Below are 18,080 nucleotides of genomic sequence, written 5' to 3' on the forward strand. Positions count from 1 at the left end.
GGGGTGCCGGATTGTCGCTGCTCATCGGCTCTCCTCGGCGAACTCGTAGGGCAGGTCCTCATCGATCTCGTCGATCAGGTCTTCGTCGTCGGAGTGGAATTCCAGCACCCGGCGTTGATTGGGAATCATGCCCTCGGGCCGGAAGCGCATCATGACCACCATCAGCAGACCGAACAGCAGCATGCGGTACTCGTTGACGAAGCGCAGCTTCTCGGGCACCAGCTTCAGCAGGACGGCACCCAGGATGACGCCCATCACGGTGCCCATGCCGCCCAGCACGACCGCCGCCAGCAGGAATGCCGACTCCAGGAAGATGTACTGGTCGGGGGTCACCGACTGGTCGACGTGCGCTTTGACCGCGCCGGCCAGGCCGGCCAGGAAGGCGCCGCCGGCGAAGGCGAGGAGTTTGAGCCCGAAGACGTTGACGCCCATCGCCTCGGCCGCCTTCTCGTCCTCGCGGATCGCCACCCAGCCGCGTCCGATCCGGGAGTGGTTGAGGCGGGTGAAGATCAGCACGATCGCCGCCATGATCAGCAGCATCAGGAAGAAGTAATTCGAGAACCGGCCCAGCGGAATGCCGGCGATGGTGTGGACGTCGCCGAAATCGAAGCCGAACAGGTTCAGGTCGGGAATCGCCGGGATTCCGGACGAGCCGTGCACCAGATCGGGACCATCGCTGCCGTCCAGGTTGTTCATGGTGATCCGGAAGATCTCGCCGAAGGCCAGGGTGACGATGGCCAGATAGTCGCCGGAAACCCGCAGCGTGGGCGAGCCGATGATCAGGCCGAGGGTCGCCGAGATCAGCCCGGCGATCAGCATCACCACGATGAACGGCGGCTTGTACCCGATGGTGGCGAAGGCCGACTCGCTCATCGTGGCGGCGGTGAATGCGCCGGCGCCGAGGAAGGCGATGTAGCCGAGGTCGAGCAGGCCGGCCAGGCCGACCACGATGTTCAACCCGACAGCGGTGCCCGCGAAGACCAGCACCTGTGTGGCGATCGACATATTGGCGTCCGACCCGTTCTGGGTGAACGGGAACAGGAACGCGACGATGAACGCGGCGAAGACCAGCACCGTGCGATGCTGGCGGCTCACCGCCGAGAGCCAACCGCCGATGCCGCTGCGGATCAGGAACGCGGTCAGGACGCCGGCGAAGGCCAGGATGACCACGAAGATGCCGCCGTCGACCTGGTTCAAGGCGTATGCCGCCAACAGCAGCCCGGCCAGCAGCACGATCGCGATCGAGAGAATGCCGACCCAGGGCGCGGTGCGAGCCCGCTCCAGGCTGGGTTGACGGCCGGGGGTGAGCAGCCGGCTGCCGACGAACCCGGCGAGCGCGGCGACCAGGGCCACCCAGCCACCCCACTCCACCGTGACCAGGCCGCCGAGTTCCAACGCGATGGCGATCAACACGATGCCGACGTAGGCCAGGACGCCGATGCCGCTGGTCTTGGCGCCGCGCGTCCACCCGACCCGCTTGCAGATCTTCAGCACGGCCGGGGCGAGGCCTTTGGCGTCCGCCCATGGCTCCACCCAGCCCATGGCGGCGCAGACCGCCAGGATCAGGCCGAGCGTGAGGCCGAGGAATTGCAGAGTGGACGGCCCGCCGAGGTAGGACATGTCGTCCAGGGCCGCCCCGGTGTATGCCCAGGGCAGGTAGGCCGACACGGCGACCAGCAGTCCGCCGGCCAGGGCCAGGCTGCGTCCGGTGCCGTGGTGGCGCCGCTGCAGCGCCGGGGTGAAGATGGCGGGAATTCTCATGCTCGGTCCACCACCTTCGCGCCCACGATGCCTTGCGGCCGGAACACCAGGATCAGGATGAGCAGCACGAACGCCCAGACGTCCTTCCAGGAAGGACCGCCGAACTGACCGGGGATCAGGGTGGTCGCCATCGCCTCCACCACGCCCAGGGTCAAACCGCCCACCACGGCGCCGTTGATGTTGCCGATGCCACCCAGGACGGCTGCGGTGAACGCCTTCAGCCCGGCGAGGAAGCCCATTCTGAAGTCGATATTGCCGTACCGCAGACCACTGGCCACCCCGGCGATGGCGGCCAGTGCGGCGCCGACGGCGAAGGCCACCACGATGATCCGGTCGACGTCGATGCCCATCAGCCGCGAGGTGTCGGGGTCCTGCGAGACGGCCTGCATGGCGCGTCCGGTCGCGGTCCGGTTGACGAACCACCACAGGAAGGACCAGCAGACCAGCAGGGCGCCGACCACGAAGAAGTTGCCGCGGTGCACCAGCAGGCCACCGATGCTCACCGGGTCTCCGGTGAAGAAGTCGATCTGCGGGAACGGGATCGCGGCCTTGGCGTCCGGAAAGCCGGGAATCTCGCCGAAGAACAGCCGGACGAATTCCTGCAGGAAGATGGAGATGCCGATCGCGGTGATCAGCGGCGCGAGCCGAGGGGCATTGCGTAGCGGACGATAGGCGAACCGCTCCATCAGCACCGCGGTCAGGACCGCCACCACCATGCCGCCGACCAGCATCAGCGGCAGATTCCACCAGGCCGTCGAACTCCCGGTGACGGTGTCCAGGACGATCCAGGTGGACAGCGACCCGAAGGCGCCGATCATGAAGACCTCGCCGTGGGCGAAATTGATCAACTGGACGATGCCGTAGACCACCGTGTAGCCCACCGCGATCAACGCGTAGAGGGCTCCCAGCGATAGGCCGTTCACCAGTTGGTCGAGCAGGATCGTCACTCAAGGCCTCTCGATCGTGCTGTGGGGAGCCGCTGGCCGCGACTCCCCACAGGATTCAGTGTCGGGTGGTTGGACGGTCGGTCACTTGCCGAACTCGGTCTTGACCGCAACCCACTTGCCGTCCTTGACCTGGTACATGGTCATGGTCTTGGTGATCGCGTCGCCGTACTTGTCGAAGCCGACCTTGCCGCTGAGCCCGTCGAAGCTGACCGTCGCCAGGTTGTCGATGGTCGCCTGCCGGGCCGACTTGGCGTCGGACGCGCCGGCGAGGGACTTCTTCAACGAGGCGATGATCGCGTTGGCGGCATCGTAGGAGGTCAGCCCGTAAGCGGACCAGCCGTCCTTGAAGCCGGCGGCGTTGTAGGCGTCCGCGAAAGCCTTGCCGGCGGTCGCGGTCTCGATGTCGGGGCCGGGGAAGCTCACCAGGTCGCCGTTCGCCGTGGCACCACCGGCCAGAGCGATGTACTTGTCGTCCTTGACGCCGTCACCGCCCACCAACGGCACATTCAGGCCCTTGTTCTTCATCTGCTGGCTCATCGGGGCGGCCAACTGGAACTCGGTGCCGAAGAACACCGCCTGCGGATTCTTCGCCTTGATCAGATCGATGACGGTGGAGAAGTCCTTCTCGTCCTTGTTGACGGTCTCGTCGGCGACAACCTCGCCACCGAGCTTCTTGAACTCGGCGATGACGGCCTTGGCCAGACCCTGGCCGTACGGCTTCTTGTCGTTGACGAAGGCAACCTTCTTCAGGCCCGCGTCGTACATGTACCGGGCGTCGAAAGGACCCTGAACGGCGTCGGTGGTGCAGGTCCTGAAGTAGTTGGCGTACGGGCGCTTGGGCTTGGACTCGTCGGCGCCCTTGGTCAGCGAGACCGCGGTATTGGCCGGGGAAACCTGGGCGATCTTCGCCCGGTCGAGGATGGGCTGGACCGATTGGGCGACGCCGGAGTTCATCGTGCCGACCACAGCCACGATGGCGTCGTCGCCGGCGAGCTTGGTGGCGGCGTTCGCACCGACATCGGGAGTGGCCTGGTCGTCTTCAGGGGCGAGTTCGAGCTTCCAGCCCGGGATCGCGTTGGACTCGTTGGCCTGCCGGATCGCCAGATCGACCGAGTTCCGGATGCCGAGGCCCATCACCGACAGGTCGCCGGTGAGCGGTGCGATGACGCCGATCTTGGCGGTCTTCGTTACCGCGGTGCTGCCGGCGGCGCTCGGTTCGGTACGGCTGCCGCAACCGGCGAAGAGCAGCGAGGCGCTCACCAGGGCAGCGGCGCCCCCGAGCAGGTTCTTGTTACGCACACTTCCTCCTTGTCGCTCGCGACCCGCCGTCGCGATGCGAGAACTATTGCGGGCGAGGACACGCGACGCGAAGCTCGGTGGTCGATCGTTGACCGATTGTGACCATGCTGCAACGTGGGAGTGCGCGCGGCTCCGTCCTTTGGGTGTTGGGGGCATCTAAGCGGCTGGAACGGCCCGGCGCCAGTATCACGGCCGGGAAAACCGCGATGGGGCCGGAAGCGTCTCCGAACGGGTACTCGAGGCAGGGCGTTCAGCTCAGCAGGGCCGGGACGACCTCGACGATCGGTGCCCGGTGGACGCTGTGCGCCAGCGCGTCGTAGTCGGTCGGCTCGGCGTTCACGATCACCACCGCGGTGCCGCGGCGGTGCCCGTAGGGGACCAGTCCGGCCGCCGGATGGACGGAGAGCGAGGTGCCGATCACCAGCAGCGCGTCCGCCTCGTCCACGGCCGCGACGGCGGCGTCGATGGTGGTCAGGTCGAGGTTCTCCTCGAACAAGATGGTGGTGGCCCGGACGATGCCGCCGTCGTAGGGGCAGCGCGGGTCGGTCTCGCCGGCCCGCACCCGGCGCACCATCTCGGTCATCGGCCCAGTCGCCCGGCAGGACTCGCAGCGCCAGGTGCGGCTGTTGCCGTGCAGCTCGATCACCAGTTCGGGGTTGGAGCCGGCCAGCTGGTGCAGTCCGTCGGTGTTCTGGGTGACCAGCCCGGTGAGCCGGGCACCCTGTTCCAGGCCGACCAGAGCGCGATGGGCCGCGTTGGGCTGGGCGTCGTAGACGGGGGATTCGGCACGATACCGCCAAGCCTTGGCCCGGACGTCCGGATCTTGCAGGTACCAGGACAGGGTGGAGACGCGCTCGGCGTCCGGGTCGAGCGTCCAGCGTCCGTGGGGGCCGCGGAAGTCGCCGATCCCGGACGCCGTGGAGATCCCGGCACCGGTCAGGACGGCGACCCGGTCGGCCTGCCGCAGCAGATCGCGCGCCCCGTCCAACTCGTCCATGACTCAGTGTCACCCCGGCGGCGCCGGTCCGTCGAGACCCGGCCGCACGCGACAGCCATACTTATGATGGAATCATGAGTAAGACCCGCCAGATCTCGATCACGCTGCCAGAAGATCTCATCGACGCGATCAAGTCCGCGGTCGGACGCGGCGAGGAGCGCTCGGTCTCCGCCTACATCGCCCGCCGGCTGGCCCCCGGAGCAGCCATGGACGCCCTGTTCTCCGAGTGGGACGCCGAGCGCGGCGCCCCCAGCGCCGAGGACGCCGCATGGGCCGGCCGCGAGCTGGATCGAGCGCTCGGGGCGCAGGCGGCAGCCGGCCGGAGCAGCCAGGCGTGACCGGTGCGCTGGTCCTGGACGCCGGTGCCCTGATCGCGGTCGAGCGCCGCAGCACCCGAATCCAGGCACTGCTGACCCAGGCGCGAGAACGACGGCTGAGCATCGTCGTCCCGACCCCGGTGGTGGCGCAGGTGGTTCGCTCCGGTGGGCGGCCGGCGAACCTGCGCCGGTTCCTCGCCGACGCCACCCTGCGCTATGTCGCGCTCGACCTGGCTGCGGCCCTGGACGTCGGAGCGCTCCTGGAAGGCAGTGGCAGCTCAGATGTGATCGACGGATTCGTCGCGGTGTGCGCCCGGCGCCTCGACGGTTGCCCGGTGGTCACCACCGATCCTGACCACATCGCCCGCCTCGACCCGACCCTGCCGCTGATCGCCGTCTGACGAACTCGACAACCCCCGACCCGCAGAATCTCTTTGGGTCGGGGTTGCGCCGAGGTGTGTTCGGCACCGGTGCCGAGACGCTCAAGAAAGGAACATTCCCGGCGCTCCACGAAATGAACTACGAAGACCCCGGGAGTTCAGAGCTTGGTGACGCGCAGCTCCATTTCCTTCGGCCCGGTGAACGTGCCCTTCCTTTCGTAGGACTGGCCTGCGGCGGTGACCCGCATCGTCACGGACGACTGGTACTTGGAGTAGCCCCATTCACATCGGTAGGTTTCGCCCTTCTTCTGTGTGAAGCTGCGCTTGACCCCTGCCGAGATCGTGGTCGATTTCTCGAGCCCGCCGCTGACCGTCGCGCTGACCTTCGCGAATATCCAGGCTTTCCATTCGGCCGAGACCTCGACCGAGAAGCTCCACTTGGTGGTCGCGGACTTCGTCACGAAGCACTCGCTCTTCGTAGTCACGTTGGACTTGGGCAGCAGATAGCTACCCATGCGTTGCCATCCGACGCTGCGGCCGCCGGTCGTGGTCACGCAGGTGAGCACCGGGGCGTCGCGTTCGCATTTCGTATACGAGGCGGCGTTGGCCGATGGCGCCGCGAGGGCAGCCGAAGCGATAAGCGATGCGGCGCCGGCCGCTGTCAACAATGGTTTCAACAACACTGGAACCAGCCCTTTCGAAACATCTGATCTCCGCCGGAATCGGGGGAGTTTCCAGAGTCCTAAGAATCTGGGTGTTCCGCAGCCTAACAGTGGTTCGTCAGGCGATGGAAGACCTGTTTCGGGCGAAATCCGAAAGTCGATACCTCAACCACTTCCGGCAGAGGAACGCGCGGAGTGAGCAATTCCGTTGCTTTGTGACTATGTCGCAAGGAGATCGGCGGAATTTGATGGGCAGCGACTGGCGGCCGGCCCGGCAAGGCAGGTGGGAACAAGATGGCCGCGGCGGGCGTTGCAGGCATACAGTTGAAACGGCAACTAGCTGGGAGCGGGCATGCAGTTCGGCATCTTCACCGTCGGTGACATCACCACCGACCCGACCACCGGACGCACGCCGACCGAGCACGAGCGGATCAAGGCTGCGGTCACCCTCGCCGCCAAGGCCGAAGAGATCGGCCTCGACGTGTTCGCGCACGGCGAGCACCACAACCCGCCGTTCCACCCGTCCAGCCCGGCCACGCTGCTGGGCTACATCGCTGCCCGTACCGAGCGGATCATCCTGTCGACGGCGACCACGCTGATCACCACCAACGACCCGGTGAAGATCGCCGAAGACTACTCGGTGCTGCAGCACCTGGCCGACGGCCGGGTCGACCTGATGCTCGGCCGCGGCAACACCGGCCCGGTCTATCCCTGGTTCGGCAAGGACATCCGCGACGGCATCAGCCTGGCCGTGGAGAACTACGCGCTGCTGCGCCGGCTGTGGCGCGAACCGGTGGTCGACTGGGAGGGCCGGTTCCGGACCCCGCTGCAGGGCTTCACCCTGGCGCCCCGGCCGCTGGACGACGTCCCGCCGTTCGTCTGGCACGGCTCGATCCGCAGCCCCGAGATCGCCGAGCAGGCCGCCTTCTACGGTGACGGCTTCTTCCACAACAACATCTTCTGGCCGATGAGCCACACCCAGCAGATGGTCAACCTGTACCGGCGCCGCTTCGAGTTTCACGGACACGGCCCGGCCGATACCGCGATCGTCGGGCTGGGCGGGCAGTTCTTCATGCGCCGCAACAGCCAGGACGCGGTGCGCGAGTTCCGTCCGTACTTCGATGTCGCGCCGGTCTACGGCCACGGGCCCAGCCTGGAGGAGTTAAGCGCGCAGACCCCGCTGACGGTCGGTTCGCCGCAGCAAGTCATCGAGCGGACCTTGTCGTTCCGCGAATCGGTGGGTGACTACCAGCGACAGCTGTTCCTGGTCGACCACGCCGGCCTGCCGCTGGCGACCGTGCTGGAGCAGCTCGATCTGCTCGGCGAGATCCTGCCGGCGCTGCGTGAGGGCTTCGCGCAGGGACGTCCGGCGCATGTCCCGGAGGCACCGACGCACGCCTCGCTGGTGGCGTCCTCGCGGCAGACTCCCGTTGCGGCCCCGGTCAGTGTCGACGACGTCACCGGACGCAGCCCCTACGCCGCGGCGGGGGAAGCCCGATGATTGGCGAACTGGTGGTGGTCAGCGCCGGCATCGCAACACCGTCGTCCAGCCAGCTGCTGGGCGAACGGCTGGCCGACGCCAGCGCCCGGTTCCTGGCGGCTTCCGATACACCGGTCACGGTGCGGCACATTGAGTTGCGCACGCTGGCGTCTCACCTGGCCCATCAACTGGTCTCCCAGGTGCCGTCCCCGGCCTTGTCAGACGCCTATGCGGCACTCGGCCGGGCGGTCGGAGTGATCGTGGTCAGCCCGGTCTTCAACGCCTCGTACTCGGGCCTGTTCAAGCTGTTCTTCGACCTGCTGGACGAGGACGCGATGAACGCGCGGCCGGTGCTGCTGGCCGCCACCGGCGGCACCGCGCGGCATTCGCTGGTGATCGACACCGCGCTGCTGCCGCTGTTCCACTACCTGAAGGCGACCGTCGCGCCACTCGGGGTGTTCGCGGCTACCGCCGACTGGGGCGACCCCTCCGGACATCTCGCGGCCCGGATCGACGCGGCGGCCCGTGCCTTCGCCGAACTGGTCGTCTCCCGTCCCGGCACCCCGGTCGCCGACGAGTTCGAGTTGGACGCCGGATTCACCGACCTGCTGCGCGGAAGCTGAGCCGGGATCGCCAACTACCGATGGTCGAGCTCCTTGTCGAACGCGATCAGACACCGGGCCGACTCCACGATCGTCTCCTGCCAGGGACGTGGTGCCCAGCCGAGCAGTTCGATCGCCTTGGCGCTGGTGGCCGTCCGTCGCTGACCGAGCAGCGGGACCAGGTCGCCGATCTCGGTGTTGAACCGGCCGGCCAGCCGCACCAGCCAGTCCGGCAATGCGCGCCGCGGAACGCGCCGGGCGGCTTTGCCGAGCCGCTCCCGCAGCACGCCGGCGATCTGTGGCATCGAGACAGGGCCCGCGCCCCAGGCGATGAATCGCTCGCCCGCGGCGTCCGGTGATTCCAGTGCCAGCGCATGCAGTTCGGCCACATCGCGCACATCGACGATCCCCATCCACAGCTTCGGCGCCCCCGGCATGCCGTCCAGCAGGGCACGCAGCAGTCCCAGCGATGACGTGGACTCCGGGCTGAGAGCAGGCCCGAAGATGCCGGACGGGTTGATCACCGAAAGCTCGAGGCCATCGCCCTGGCGGTCGACGAAGTCCCAGGCGGCCCGTTCGGCGAGTGCCTTCGACGTGACGTAGGCGCTCATCGGGCCGCCGCCGATCACCGTCCAGTCAGACTCGTCGAAGGGTGTCGAACGCTCCGGGTGGCCGTAGTACACGGCGCCGCAGCTGGAGGTGTAGACGACCCGGGCCACCCCGGCGTCACGGGCAGCCCGGAGCACCCGCAACGTGCCGTCGACCGCGGGCCGGATCACCTCTTCGGCGTCCCTGGTCGCGGTGAGTGGTGAGGCGACGTGCAGTACGGCCGCGCAGCCCTCGACCGCTTCCGCCCAACCGTCGTCGGCGAGCAGGTCGGCGATTGCGAACTCCAGCTGTGTCGCGTCCGCCCCACCACGGGTCACGGCCGCTCGTACCGCGTCCGCCCTGTTCAGATCGCGCACGGTGGTGCGCACGCGGTGACCGCGCCGCAGCAAGGTGACGATGCACCAGGCGGCGAGATAGCCGGTCCCACCGGTGACGAGAACGAGATCACGCATCCCCACTCCATTCATTGGCCGATCGATTCATTAGCCGATCGGCCAATGAGATACTGTAGCGCCGATGACCACCAAGCGCACGCTGCAGGCGCAGCAGACCCGCCAAGCGGTGCTCGACACCGCGCGCCGGCTGTTTGCCGAACGCGGCTACGACGCCACTTCGCTGCAGGAGATCGCGGACGCGATGGGCGTCCGTAAGGCGAACGTCTACTACTACTTCAAGACCAAATCGGCCCTGTTGGCGGAGTTGCTCGGCTCGCTGACTGCGCCGCTGGCCGATCTGCTCGATAGCGTCGCGGAACTTCCCGATCCCGCCGAACGGGCTCGTTGGCTGGCCGCTGGCTATGCCGCGGTGGTGGTGAACGCCTATCGCGGCCTCGGGCCGCTGAACTTGGGCGACCCCGGACTGCAGCGGGAGCCCGAAGCCGCTCGGCTGCTGAACATGCTGGGAGAGCGTGCATTGGCGCTGTTGTTCGGTGATGCCCCGACAGTGGACCAGCGCGCCGCATTCTGGCTGATCCTCGACGTGGGTCCGGTGCTTCGCCGACTCGGTGAACTATCGGACGCCGAGCTCACCGAAGCCGTCGAGCGGCTCTGCCTGCGGGTGATCCGTTCGGTCTGACCGCCGGCGGTTGGACGTCTTGGCTGGTCTGGCAGTCTGGGCGGCGTGTCGCTCGCTCAACGGTTCTGGCTGGTCCTCGGTGCCGTGCTGCTCGCCACGGTCATCGCCCTGAGTGTGCTCGGCGATCGGCTGCTGTCCGGCGTCACGGTACCTGCCGCCGAACTGGTGCGGGCGGCGTCCGGAGTCGGCGATCCGTATCTGCCCGAGGCCGGTGGCGCCGGGTACGACCTCCTGCACTACGACGTCAGGGTGAATGCCGTCGCCCTCGGCAAGGAGCTGCGGGGCACTACGACGGTGACCGCGGTGGCCCGCCAGGATCTCGACGAGTTCCATCTTGATCTGCACCTCGCCGCCCGCAGCGTCGTCGTCGACGGGGTTGCGGCCACCTTCGTCCAGCAGGAATCGGATCTAGCGATCACCGCGGCACGGCGGCAGCCCGAGCTGCCCGCGATCGCGTCCGGGGCCGGCTTCGTCGTGACGGTGGTCTACGACGGCGACCCGAGCGCGATCACTCTCCATGAGGCCCCGGGCTTCTACCGCCTCGGCAAGGAGTTCTTGATCGCCGGCGAGCCCGAGGCGGCCGCGCTGTGGTACCCGTCCAACGATCACCCGCGAGATCCGGCGACCATGGACTTCGCGATCACCGTGCCGCGCGGACAGCAGGCGATCTGTGCCGGACGGCTGATCGAGCACGGCGCCGACCCCGACGTCCCGGACGCCGACCGCTGGGTGTGGCGCATCGACGCACCGACCGTCACCTACGCCAGTTTCCTGGCCGTCGGGAGCTACCGGATCGAGCAGGGCGACGCCGGAGGGCGTCCGTTCGTGTACGCCGTCAGCACCCGGCTGTCGTCCTCTCGGCAGACCAAGGCCCTGCGCTGGCTACGGCAAACGCACGGAGCCGTGGACAAGCTCGAGAAGTATCTCGGGCCCTATCCGTTCAGCGGGATCGGTGGCTTCGTGCCGGGGATGGAGCCGGTGTGGGGTGGGCTGGAGACCGCGATGAACCCGATCTACCACCCGCGGATGGTGGACAGCGAGATGGTGCTCAATCACGAGCTCGCCCACATGTGGCTCGGCGACACCATTACCCTCACCGAGTGGAACGATCTGTTCGACAACGAGAGCCTCGCCAGCTACGCGGACTGGCTGGTCACCAGCGGAAGCAGCCCGGCGCAGAACTTCGACCGCTACTACCGCGGTTGGGACTGGACGCCCGAGTTCTGGACGCCGGCGCTGTCCGATCCGGGTCTGAAGGAGCTGTTCGTCCGGGTGTACGACCGGGGACCGACCGCCGTCCATGCGCTGCGGAACCGGATGGGCGACACGGTCTTCTTCCAATTCCTGCGCGACTGGGCCCAGCAGGACGCCGGCCCGCGCAGCCTGGAGGATTTTCGCCGGGCCGCCGACGAGGCCACACCCGAGGACCTGACCGGCTTCTTCGCCGAATGGCTCGACCAGACCGACCGTCCCGAACCGACGAGGGCTAACGGCGTGCTCACCCGCTGATCATCGTCGGTCGAGCTTGTCGAGACCCGCGGGCCTCGACGCAATCTCAACCGGCGGTGCGGCCGATCACCTTCGGGACATGCGCCAGCGGCGCCGGCAGCCCGGTGCTCGGGGTGACCAGGGCGGGAAGGTAGCCGCAGTGATCCAGGTGGGCGCGGGTGAGGACGACGGAGTCCAGGCTGGCCGGCGGCACCGGGAACTCGGCCCAGTTCAACTCGCGCCACTTCTTCTCGCCCTGGAACATGCCGGCGTCGACCAGCACCCGGCGCGATCCGACGGTGAGCAGATGCTTCGAGCCGGTGACGCTGCCGGCGCCGCCGAGGAAGGTCAGGGTGACCGGTTCGGCCATGGCTGTTCCGTCCCGCCGGTCAGCGGGCGACGACCTTGTCGTAGAGATCGGCGAAGGCGGCGACCCGCTCGCGGTAGTACGTCTCGCGTCCGGCGACCGGGCTGATCACCTCGCCGTGATCGGGCGGGACGAACTCGGTGCCGGGAGCCAGAATCTCCAGCGCCTGCATCGCGGTGCCGTGCAGGGTGGACCGCCGGATGGTGATCGGCAGCACGTCGACCTCGGTGGCGTCGGCCAGCACCTGCATCAGCCCCGGCACCTCGGCGGTCACGCTGCCGGTGGCCAGCACCCGCTGCGCGCCGCCGGCGGCCTGGGTCAACTGGGCCAGCATCCGCTGGTACGAGAGCGCGACGCCTTCGACGGTGGCCCGGTACAGATCGGTCGGGGTCGTGCCGGCCGATACCCGGTGGAACTCGGCGCGGGCCTGACCGACCCAGCCGGTGGACCGTTCGCCGGTGAACCAGGGCAGCACCAGCGGGGTCAGCGGCGAGGGATCGGCGCGCAGCGCGGCGTCCAGCACCTCGGGCTCTTCGGGCAGCCGCAGGGTCGCCTGCAGCCAGCTGACCGCGCGTCCGACGTCGTTGAGGGCGCCGCCCAGCAGCGAGCGGCGCTCGTCGACCCGGTAGCACCACAGCCCACGGGGCAGGTCGTCGACCAGCCCGTCGACCAGCACCCGCATCGCCCCGGACGTCGCGGCCGCGGCCACGATCGAAGTGGCGTCCGTTCCGCCGGCGCCCAGCGAGGACGAGAAGCCGTCCGCGATCGGCGGGAACCAGACCGCGTCGGCCAGGTTCGGGTGCAGTGGCGCGAACACCGGGGTCAGCGGCTGGCTCGGGTGCGCGATCGCCGAGAACTGCTCGGCGTCCACGCCGACCAGGGCGCACAGCTCGGCGTCCCAGCTGCCCTCGAGCCGGTTCAGCATTCCGGTCCAGGCCGCTGTCGAGGTGCCGGCCGCGGTGGCGCCGATCAGCTTCAGGTAGGCGTATTCGCCCAGCGACATCCAGCGCCGGACCTTGCCGAAAGTGTCCGGGTCGACCTGGCGCAGCCACAGGAACCGCGCCGGCAGATAGCCGGTGTGCTGGCGGGTGCCGGTGCGCTGCTGGGTGGCGTCCTCGTCCAGCACGGTGCGCAGGTGGTCGACCTCGGCTGAGCAGCGCGAATCGGCATAGGTGTAGCAGGGGGTGACGGCGTTGCCGTCGGCGTCCACCCCGACCAACGACGAGGCGAAGGTGTCCAGCGCAACCCCGGCGATCGCCGCCGAACTGGCTGCGGCTACGTGTTCGACGATCTGACGCAGCTCGTCGGCGACCTGATCGGCGTCGATCGTGGTGGTGCCGTCCGAGCCGGTGGTGAAGGCGTGCGGAATCTTCAGCCGGGCACCGCGGACGGGAAGGCCGGTCGCGTCGTAGAGGCCGCCACGGGTGCCCGTGCTGCCGACATCGAGGGCGAGGACGAACGGGGACTGGGCCTGCTGGGCCGCAACGCTGAAGCTCATGGCTCAGACAATCACGGCCGCGTTCGGGTTCGCTAGAGCGGGTTCACCAGCGAGGGCTCCTCCGCCGGTCGGACGCCGGTCGCTGGGAGTAGGGTGACCGGCATGGCCCAGAGCAGTCGCCGCCAGGACGCGCGCCGCCGCGAAGAACTTGCCGCCGCGGCGTTGCGGAACGAATCGGTCGCCGCGCAGGTGCTGATCGACGAATTCGTGGCCACGGCGGCCGCCCGCAAGCTGGTCGCCGAGCCGCTGCGGGCCCTGCTCATCGACGGCACCAGGGTGAAGAGCGATCAGGTCGGCTGGTACATCAACAAGAGCCAGACCCTGGCCATCGCTCCCGACGGCCGGTTCTTCCAAATGCTGACCACCGGGGGACGCTTTGCCCGGTTCACCGGGGTGAAGCTGATGCCGAGCCCGCCTCCCCTGGTGGTGGGGAGCGGTGGCCGCGACGGCGAGACCGGCGATCTGAAGGACTTCCTGGAGCGGACGCTGATCGAATACGCGCCCTGAGCCGATCCCGAGACGTCCGATGCGGGCCGGTCGCAGCTGTGCGTCCGGCCCGCATCGTTGCCGTTAAGGGCTCCAGGAGGCTGCTGGACCGTCCACGCAGCCCCCTGGGCGAATTGGATGGTTGAGAGGGCAACCAATTCCCGAAGGTGATGTGTCAAGTGTAAGACCTAGGCGGCTGGTGGGCCGACTCGGGATCGCGGTGTCGGACGGATGGTTACCGAATTGAGATCGGGATCCGCTGACAACACCTCGGAGGCGGTTGACAACACTCCTGACAACACCTGCTCGCCAGGGTGGCGTCATGAGTTGCGATGCCGATCCCGTGGTCCGGTCTCTGAACACCGAATGGAGCCGGTTGGCCGCGTTGCCGGTGCCGGACGGCTGGGGCACGTCGGCACGGACCTTCGGTGAGGTGCTCGTCGGTATCGGCGACGATCCGGACGCCCGGCTCGGCGATCTGCTGCGCCGTCACGCCGATGGCGACCAGCTCGCCGGCCGGGTGGTGCTGCAGGCGGTGCTGGGCATGCTGGTCCGGCTGGCGGCGCAGGACGCCCGGCACGGCGTCGGCGACTATGTGGCCGAGTGCTGGCTGCGGCTCGGGACATATCCGCTGGTCCGGCGTCCGCGGCGGGTCGCAGCCAATCTCGCGCTGGACGCCCGGCGCCGGGTATGGGCTGCCGACGAGCGGCGTCCGGTCGTCGATCTTGCCGAGGTCGCCGAGCGCGGCATCCCGGTGGTGTTGGACGTGCCGCGGGTGGTGCGGGCGGCGACCCGGATGGGGTTGATCGACAAAGAGGCGGGCGCTTGCCTCTACGCCGTCTACGGCCTCGGCCTGCGCAGCCACGAGGCGGCACAGGAATTGCGGATCAGCCCGGCCCTGGTCCGTTGGCGCAACGCGCGGTCGATCCGCCGGCTGGCGCCGCATGCGGCGAGTCTGGCCGTCACCGCCGCGGTGGCCTGACGATGGGAACCTCTGGGGCTGTCTTGCTGATTCTACTAATGATGATAGAGATCATGATATCCGGCTATGCCCTACCTGTGGCACGTCTAAGGGTGAGACCGGGTGGGAGGGTGCAAGTGGCCGGTTCGGGCTGGGATAGGTTGGCGCCCACACCACGAAGGGAGCCCACGTGTCGCAGGCACAATCCGTGCGCACGCTACGCATCGGTTGCGAGTTCAACCACGTCGCGCAGTCCGCCACCCCGGCCAGCTTCCTGGTGCGGCCCGCCGGCCAGGCGGCCATCGTCCGTGAGCTGTGGACGGCCGATCCAGCGACCCCCGCCACCTTCCTCCACGACCTGTACGGCAACGAGTTCCGCCGGGTGATCCTGCCCGCCGGGGAGTCGCTGGTGTCGTACTACGCGGTGGTCGAGGTGCCCGACGAACTGGACGCCGCCGACCCGGGCGCGGTGCTCAGCCCCCCGGAGTCGCTGCCCGGCGAGACCTTGCTGTTCACCCTGCCCAGCCGTTACTGCCAGTCGGACATGCTCAGCTCCGCCGCCTGGGAACGGTTCGGCGACGCCGAACGCAACTTCGAGTTGGTCACCCGAATCCAGGACTGGGTGTGGAACCACGTCGAATACCGCACCGGCAGCACCGGTTCTTGGTGGACGGCGAAGGACTCCTTCGAGGCGGGGTATGGCGTCTGCCGCGACTTCGCGCACCTGATGATCACGCTGTGCCGGGCGCTGAACATTCCGGCCCGCTACGTCAGCGGCTACCTGCCCGACATGGACGTGCCCGCGCTGCCGACCCCGATGGACTTCCACGCCTGGGTCGAGGCCTACGTCGGCGACCGCTGGTGGACCTTCGACCCGCGGCACAACGCCCGGCGCAAGGGCCACGTGCCGATCGCCCGCGGGCGGGACGCCGCCGACGTGGCCCTGGTCACCAGCTACGGCGCGCCGTGGCTGCGCCGGCTGACGGTGTGGGCGGACGAAGACCTGAGCGAGCCCTGGCCCCCGGCCGACGTCTCGATGGTGGCACGGGATCCGTTCGGCGACTGACGGTTCGCAGGAGGCGACTCCCGTCGAGTCAGGACGGGTCAGGCAGCGACAGCGTCCCGGTGCGGATCAACTCCGCGTACCAGCCGGCGCTGGCCTTCGGCACCCTGTTCAGATCGCCGTCGACCGCCACCAGGCCGAACCGTTTGGTGTAGCCGAACGCCCATTCGAAGTTGTCGATCAGCGACCACACCAGGTAGGTGTCGATCGCCGCGCCGTCCTCGATCGCCTGGTGCACAGCCCGCAGGTGCTCGCGCAGATAGTCGATCCGTTCCTGGTCGTCGATCGGTCCGGACGCCGGGTCAGGGTCGTCGATCGCGGCGCCGTTCTCGGTGATGGCGAGCCGGACGCCGGCCGGCCCGGTGTAGTCGCGGTGCAGCCCGACCAACAGCTCGCGGAAGGCGTCCGGGGTGATCTCCCAGCCCATGTCGGTACGGCTCAGCCAGGGCCGGTCCACCACCACGCCGTCCGTCGCGCTCGGATGCGGGGTGGGCTGCGGCGAGGGCTCCCCGGCGCGCCACAGCTGTGAGGTGTAGTAGTTCACCCCCAGGACGTCGATGGGTGCCGCGATCAGCTCCAGATCGCCGTCGCGCACCAGGTCGGCGGGCCAGGCCGCGCCGGCGTCCGCGATCACATCGGCCGGATACGCGCCGCGGAACACCGGATCGGTGAAGAACCGGTGCGCGGTGCCGTCGATCCGGCGCACCGCGTCGAGATCGGCCGGGTTCTCCGGGTCGGCCGGATAGGCCGGGGTGAAGTTCAGCGTCAGCCCCAGCGTCGCCTCGGGATCGGCAGCCCGCAGCGCCCGGACGGCGAGGCCGTGCCCGAGCAGCAGATGGTGGGCGGACGCATAGGCCTCGGCGGCATCGGTGTGGCCGGGTGCGTGATGGCCGCCCGCGTAGGACAGGAAGGACGCGCACCACGGCTCGTTCAGCGTCGTCCAGACCCGCACCCGGTCGCCGAGCGCGTCGTGCACTTGCAGCGCGTAGTCGGCGAAGGCGTCCGCGGTGGCCCGGTTGGTCCAGCCGCCGGGCAGCCAGGCGGGCAGATCCCAGTGGTAGAGGGTGAGCCAGGGCCGGATCCCGGCCGCGCACAGCGCGTCCACCAACGCGTCGTAGAAGCCCAGACCGGCCGCATTGACCGAGCCGTCCGGGTCGGACACCCGCGGCCAGGACACCGAGAACCGGTAGGTGTCGATGCCCAGCGAGGCCATCAACTCCACGTCCTGCGGGTACCGGTGGTAGTGGTCGACGGCGACCCGGCCGTCCGAGCCGTCCGCGATGGCCCCCGGCGCCCGGCAGAACTCGTCCCAGATCGAGTCGCCGCGCAACTCCGCGGCCCCCTCGATCTGGAACGACGAGGTGGCGGTGCCCCAGCGGAAGCCGGCCGGGAAGTGGAGGAGGCTCAACCGACGCGAACCTTGGTCCACTTCCAGCCCTTCTCCTCTTGGGGGGCCGTGAAGCTCCAGTACCTCGTAGTGACCCCGGCGCCGGTGTACCTCTTGGTGTGTCCGTTGACCTGAACGAGGTAGGTTCCGAACTTGCAAGTGTATTTCCAGCCCTTGGGGACCTTGACGGGCCCAGACGTGGAGGTTCCGGAAGCGGACCAGTTCCAGGTCAGGGCGACACCCACGCTGGCCTCCATCTTGGCGAAGACCCACGCCTGAAATTCAGCTTTCAGGCCGACGGTGGTCGTGACCGAGAACGAGGTTGATGATGATTCTGTACAGGTCAACGGGATGTACTTGGTGATCTTGTTGATTTGGGATCGTGAATAGACGGTCTTCCATGACTTGCTGGATTTCGAGTCGATGAAGGCGCACTCGACTCCCTGGGACGCGGTGATGCACTTCTCGGTCGCGGTTGTGTCCGCGACTGCGGGGGCAGCTGATAGTCCCGATCCCAGCATGCCCACAGCGGTCAGAGAGGCCAGAACCATCCGTGCGGGTATCGAAAAATGGCTCATTAGATGCTCCCGCGAGTTGACGAGCTGTTCCCGAGAGTAGGGGCTAATCTCTGTGATGTACAGGTCCCGACTTCGAGGCGGGTGATCTGACGTTCGTGAGTGGAGATCTCGTGATGGCCAGTCT

19 protein-coding genes are annotated in these 18,080 nt (G+C 68.3%); 9 read left to right on the top strand and 10 right to left on the bottom strand.

The genetic code is table 11. The features are described 5' to 3' along the window. Positions 1-21: 21 nt before the first annotated feature. From QM619_RS11940 to QM619_RS11955, 4 genes are all read right to left on the bottom strand, one after another. Complete coding sequence (locus QM619_RS11940) at positions 22-1,761, bottom strand: branched-chain amino acid ABC transporter permease (RefSeq protein WP_415108717.1); 1,740 nt, start codon at positions 1,759-1,761, stop codon at positions 22-24. Then, positions 1,758-2,708, bottom strand: a complete 951-nt coding sequence (locus QM619_RS11945; protein ID WP_415108720.1) for a branched-chain amino acid ABC transporter permease — start codon at positions 2,706-2,708, stop codon at positions 1,758-1,760. The genes QM619_RS11940 and QM619_RS11945 overlap by 4 nt, the downstream gene beginning before the upstream one ends. Positions 2,709-2,789: 81 nt before the next feature. Continuing rightward, a complete protein-coding gene (locus QM619_RS11950) occupies positions 2,790-4,007 on the bottom strand; it encodes a branched-chain amino acid ABC transporter substrate-binding protein (protein WP_415108723.1) in 1,218 nt (405 codons plus the stop codon). A gap of 250 nt (positions 4,008-4,257) precedes the next feature. Beyond that, complete coding sequence (locus QM619_RS11955; protein ID WP_415108726.1) at positions 4,258-5,004, bottom strand: SIR2 family NAD-dependent protein deacylase; 747 nt, start codon at positions 5,002-5,004, stop codon at positions 4,258-4,260. A gap of 74 nt (positions 5,005-5,078) precedes the next feature. On the opposite strand from QM619_RS11955, the gene QM619_RS11960 reads away from it, so the two are divergent. Both QM619_RS11960 and QM619_RS11965 read left to right on the top strand, forming a co-directional pair. Beyond that, positions 5,079-5,342, top strand: a complete 264-nt coding sequence (locus QM619_RS11960) for a hypothetical protein (RefSeq protein WP_415108729.1) — start codon at positions 5,079-5,081, stop codon at positions 5,340-5,342. Further along, positions 5,339-5,722 carry a hypothetical protein gene (locus QM619_RS11965; protein WP_415108732.1) on the top strand — a complete coding sequence of 128 codons (384 nt, stop codon included), beginning with the start codon at positions 5,339-5,341 and terminating at the stop codon, positions 5,720-5,722. The genes QM619_RS11960 and QM619_RS11965 overlap by 4 nt, the downstream gene beginning before the upstream one ends. Positions 5,723-5,859: 137 nt before the next feature. On the opposite strand, the gene QM619_RS11970 is transcribed toward QM619_RS11965, so the two are convergent. Next, positions 5,860-6,381: a hypothetical protein gene (locus tag QM619_RS11970; protein ID WP_415108735.1), complete on the bottom strand. Its 522-nt coding sequence runs from the start codon at positions 6,379-6,381 to the stop codon at positions 5,860-5,862. A 334-nt stretch (positions 6,382-6,715) separates the two neighbouring features. Between QM619_RS11970 and QM619_RS11975 the strand changes: the two genes are divergently transcribed. Beyond that, entirely contained in the window at positions 6,716-7,864 is a 1,149-nt protein-coding gene (locus tag QM619_RS11975) for an LLM class flavin-dependent oxidoreductase (RefSeq protein ID WP_415108738.1), read from the top strand. After that, positions 7,861-8,466 carry a CE1759 family FMN reductase gene (locus QM619_RS11980; protein WP_415108741.1) on the top strand — a complete coding sequence of 202 codons (606 nt, stop codon included), beginning with the start codon at positions 7,861-7,863 and terminating at the stop codon, positions 8,464-8,466. The genes QM619_RS11975 and QM619_RS11980 overlap by 4 nt, the downstream gene beginning before the upstream one ends. Before the next feature lie 14 nt (positions 8,467-8,480). On the opposite strand, the gene QM619_RS11985 is transcribed toward QM619_RS11980, so the two are convergent. After that, positions 8,481-9,506: an SDR family oxidoreductase gene (locus tag QM619_RS11985; RefSeq protein ID WP_415108744.1), complete on the bottom strand. Its 1,026-nt coding sequence runs from the start codon at positions 9,504-9,506 to the stop codon at positions 8,481-8,483. A gap of 64 nt (positions 9,507-9,570) precedes the next feature. Between QM619_RS11985 and QM619_RS11990 the strand changes: the two genes are divergently transcribed. Together QM619_RS11990 and QM619_RS11995 are read left to right on the top strand one after the other, a co-directional pair. Beyond that, a complete protein-coding gene (locus QM619_RS11990; protein ID WP_415108746.1) occupies positions 9,571-10,128 on the top strand; it encodes a TetR/AcrR family transcriptional regulator in 558 nt (185 codons plus the stop codon). A gap of 45 nt (positions 10,129-10,173) precedes the next feature. Next, positions 10,174-11,637, top strand: coding sequence for a M1 family metallopeptidase (locus QM619_RS11995; RefSeq protein WP_415108749.1), 1,464 nt, complete (start codon positions 10,174-10,176; stop codon positions 11,635-11,637). Positions 11,638-11,683: 46 nt separating this feature from the next. Here the strand turns inward: QM619_RS11995 and QM619_RS12000 are convergent, their stop codons facing one another. Both QM619_RS12000 and QM619_RS12005 read right to left on the bottom strand, forming a co-directional pair. Beyond that, positions 11,684-11,986 carry a hypothetical protein gene (locus QM619_RS12000; RefSeq protein WP_415108752.1) on the bottom strand — a complete coding sequence of 101 codons (303 nt, stop codon included), beginning with the start codon at positions 11,984-11,986 and terminating at the stop codon, positions 11,684-11,686. A gap of 19 nt (positions 11,987-12,005) precedes the next feature. Then, a complete protein-coding gene (locus QM619_RS12005) occupies positions 12,006-13,481 on the bottom strand; it encodes an FGGY family carbohydrate kinase (protein WP_415108755.1) in 1,476 nt (491 codons plus the stop codon). A 102-nt stretch (positions 13,482-13,583) separates the two neighbouring features. Here QM619_RS12005 and QM619_RS12010 point away from each other — a divergent pair, with 102 nt between their 5' ends. From QM619_RS12010 to QM619_RS12020, 3 genes are all read left to right on the top strand, one after another. After that, entirely contained in the window at positions 13,584-13,988 is a 405-nt protein-coding gene (locus QM619_RS12010; protein WP_415108758.1) for a hypothetical protein, read from the top strand. 301 nt (positions 13,989-14,289) lie between these two features. Next, entirely contained in the window at positions 14,290-14,949 is a 660-nt protein-coding gene (locus QM619_RS12015) for an RNA polymerase sigma factor (RefSeq protein ID WP_415108761.1), read from the top strand. 169 nt (positions 14,950-15,118) lie between these two features. Next, the gene (locus tag QM619_RS12020) at positions 15,119-15,994 is read left to right on the top strand and encodes a transglutaminase-like domain-containing protein (protein ID WP_415108764.1); all 876 of its coding nucleotides are present in this window, start codon (positions 15,119-15,121) and stop codon (positions 15,992-15,994) included. A 28-nt stretch (positions 15,995-16,022) separates the two neighbouring features. Here QM619_RS12020 and QM619_RS12025 read toward each other — a convergent pair whose 3' ends face one another. Further along, positions 16,023-17,399 (bottom strand): GH1 family beta-glucosidase, encoded by a 1,377-nt coding sequence (locus QM619_RS12025; RefSeq protein ID WP_415108767.1) that lies wholly within the window; start codon positions 17,397-17,399, stop codon positions 16,023-16,025. After that, positions 17,396-17,956: a hypothetical protein gene (locus tag QM619_RS12030; RefSeq protein ID WP_415108770.1), complete on the bottom strand. Its 561-nt coding sequence runs from the start codon at positions 17,954-17,956 to the stop codon at positions 17,396-17,398. The genes QM619_RS12025 and QM619_RS12030 overlap by 4 nt, the downstream gene beginning before the upstream one ends. Between the last annotated feature and the right edge of the window lie 124 nt (positions 17,957-18,080).

The organism is Micropruina sp., from assembly GCF_047606665.1.
Classification (GTDB): Bacteria; Actinomycetota; Actinomycetes; order Propionibacteriales; family Propionibacteriaceae; genus Micropruina.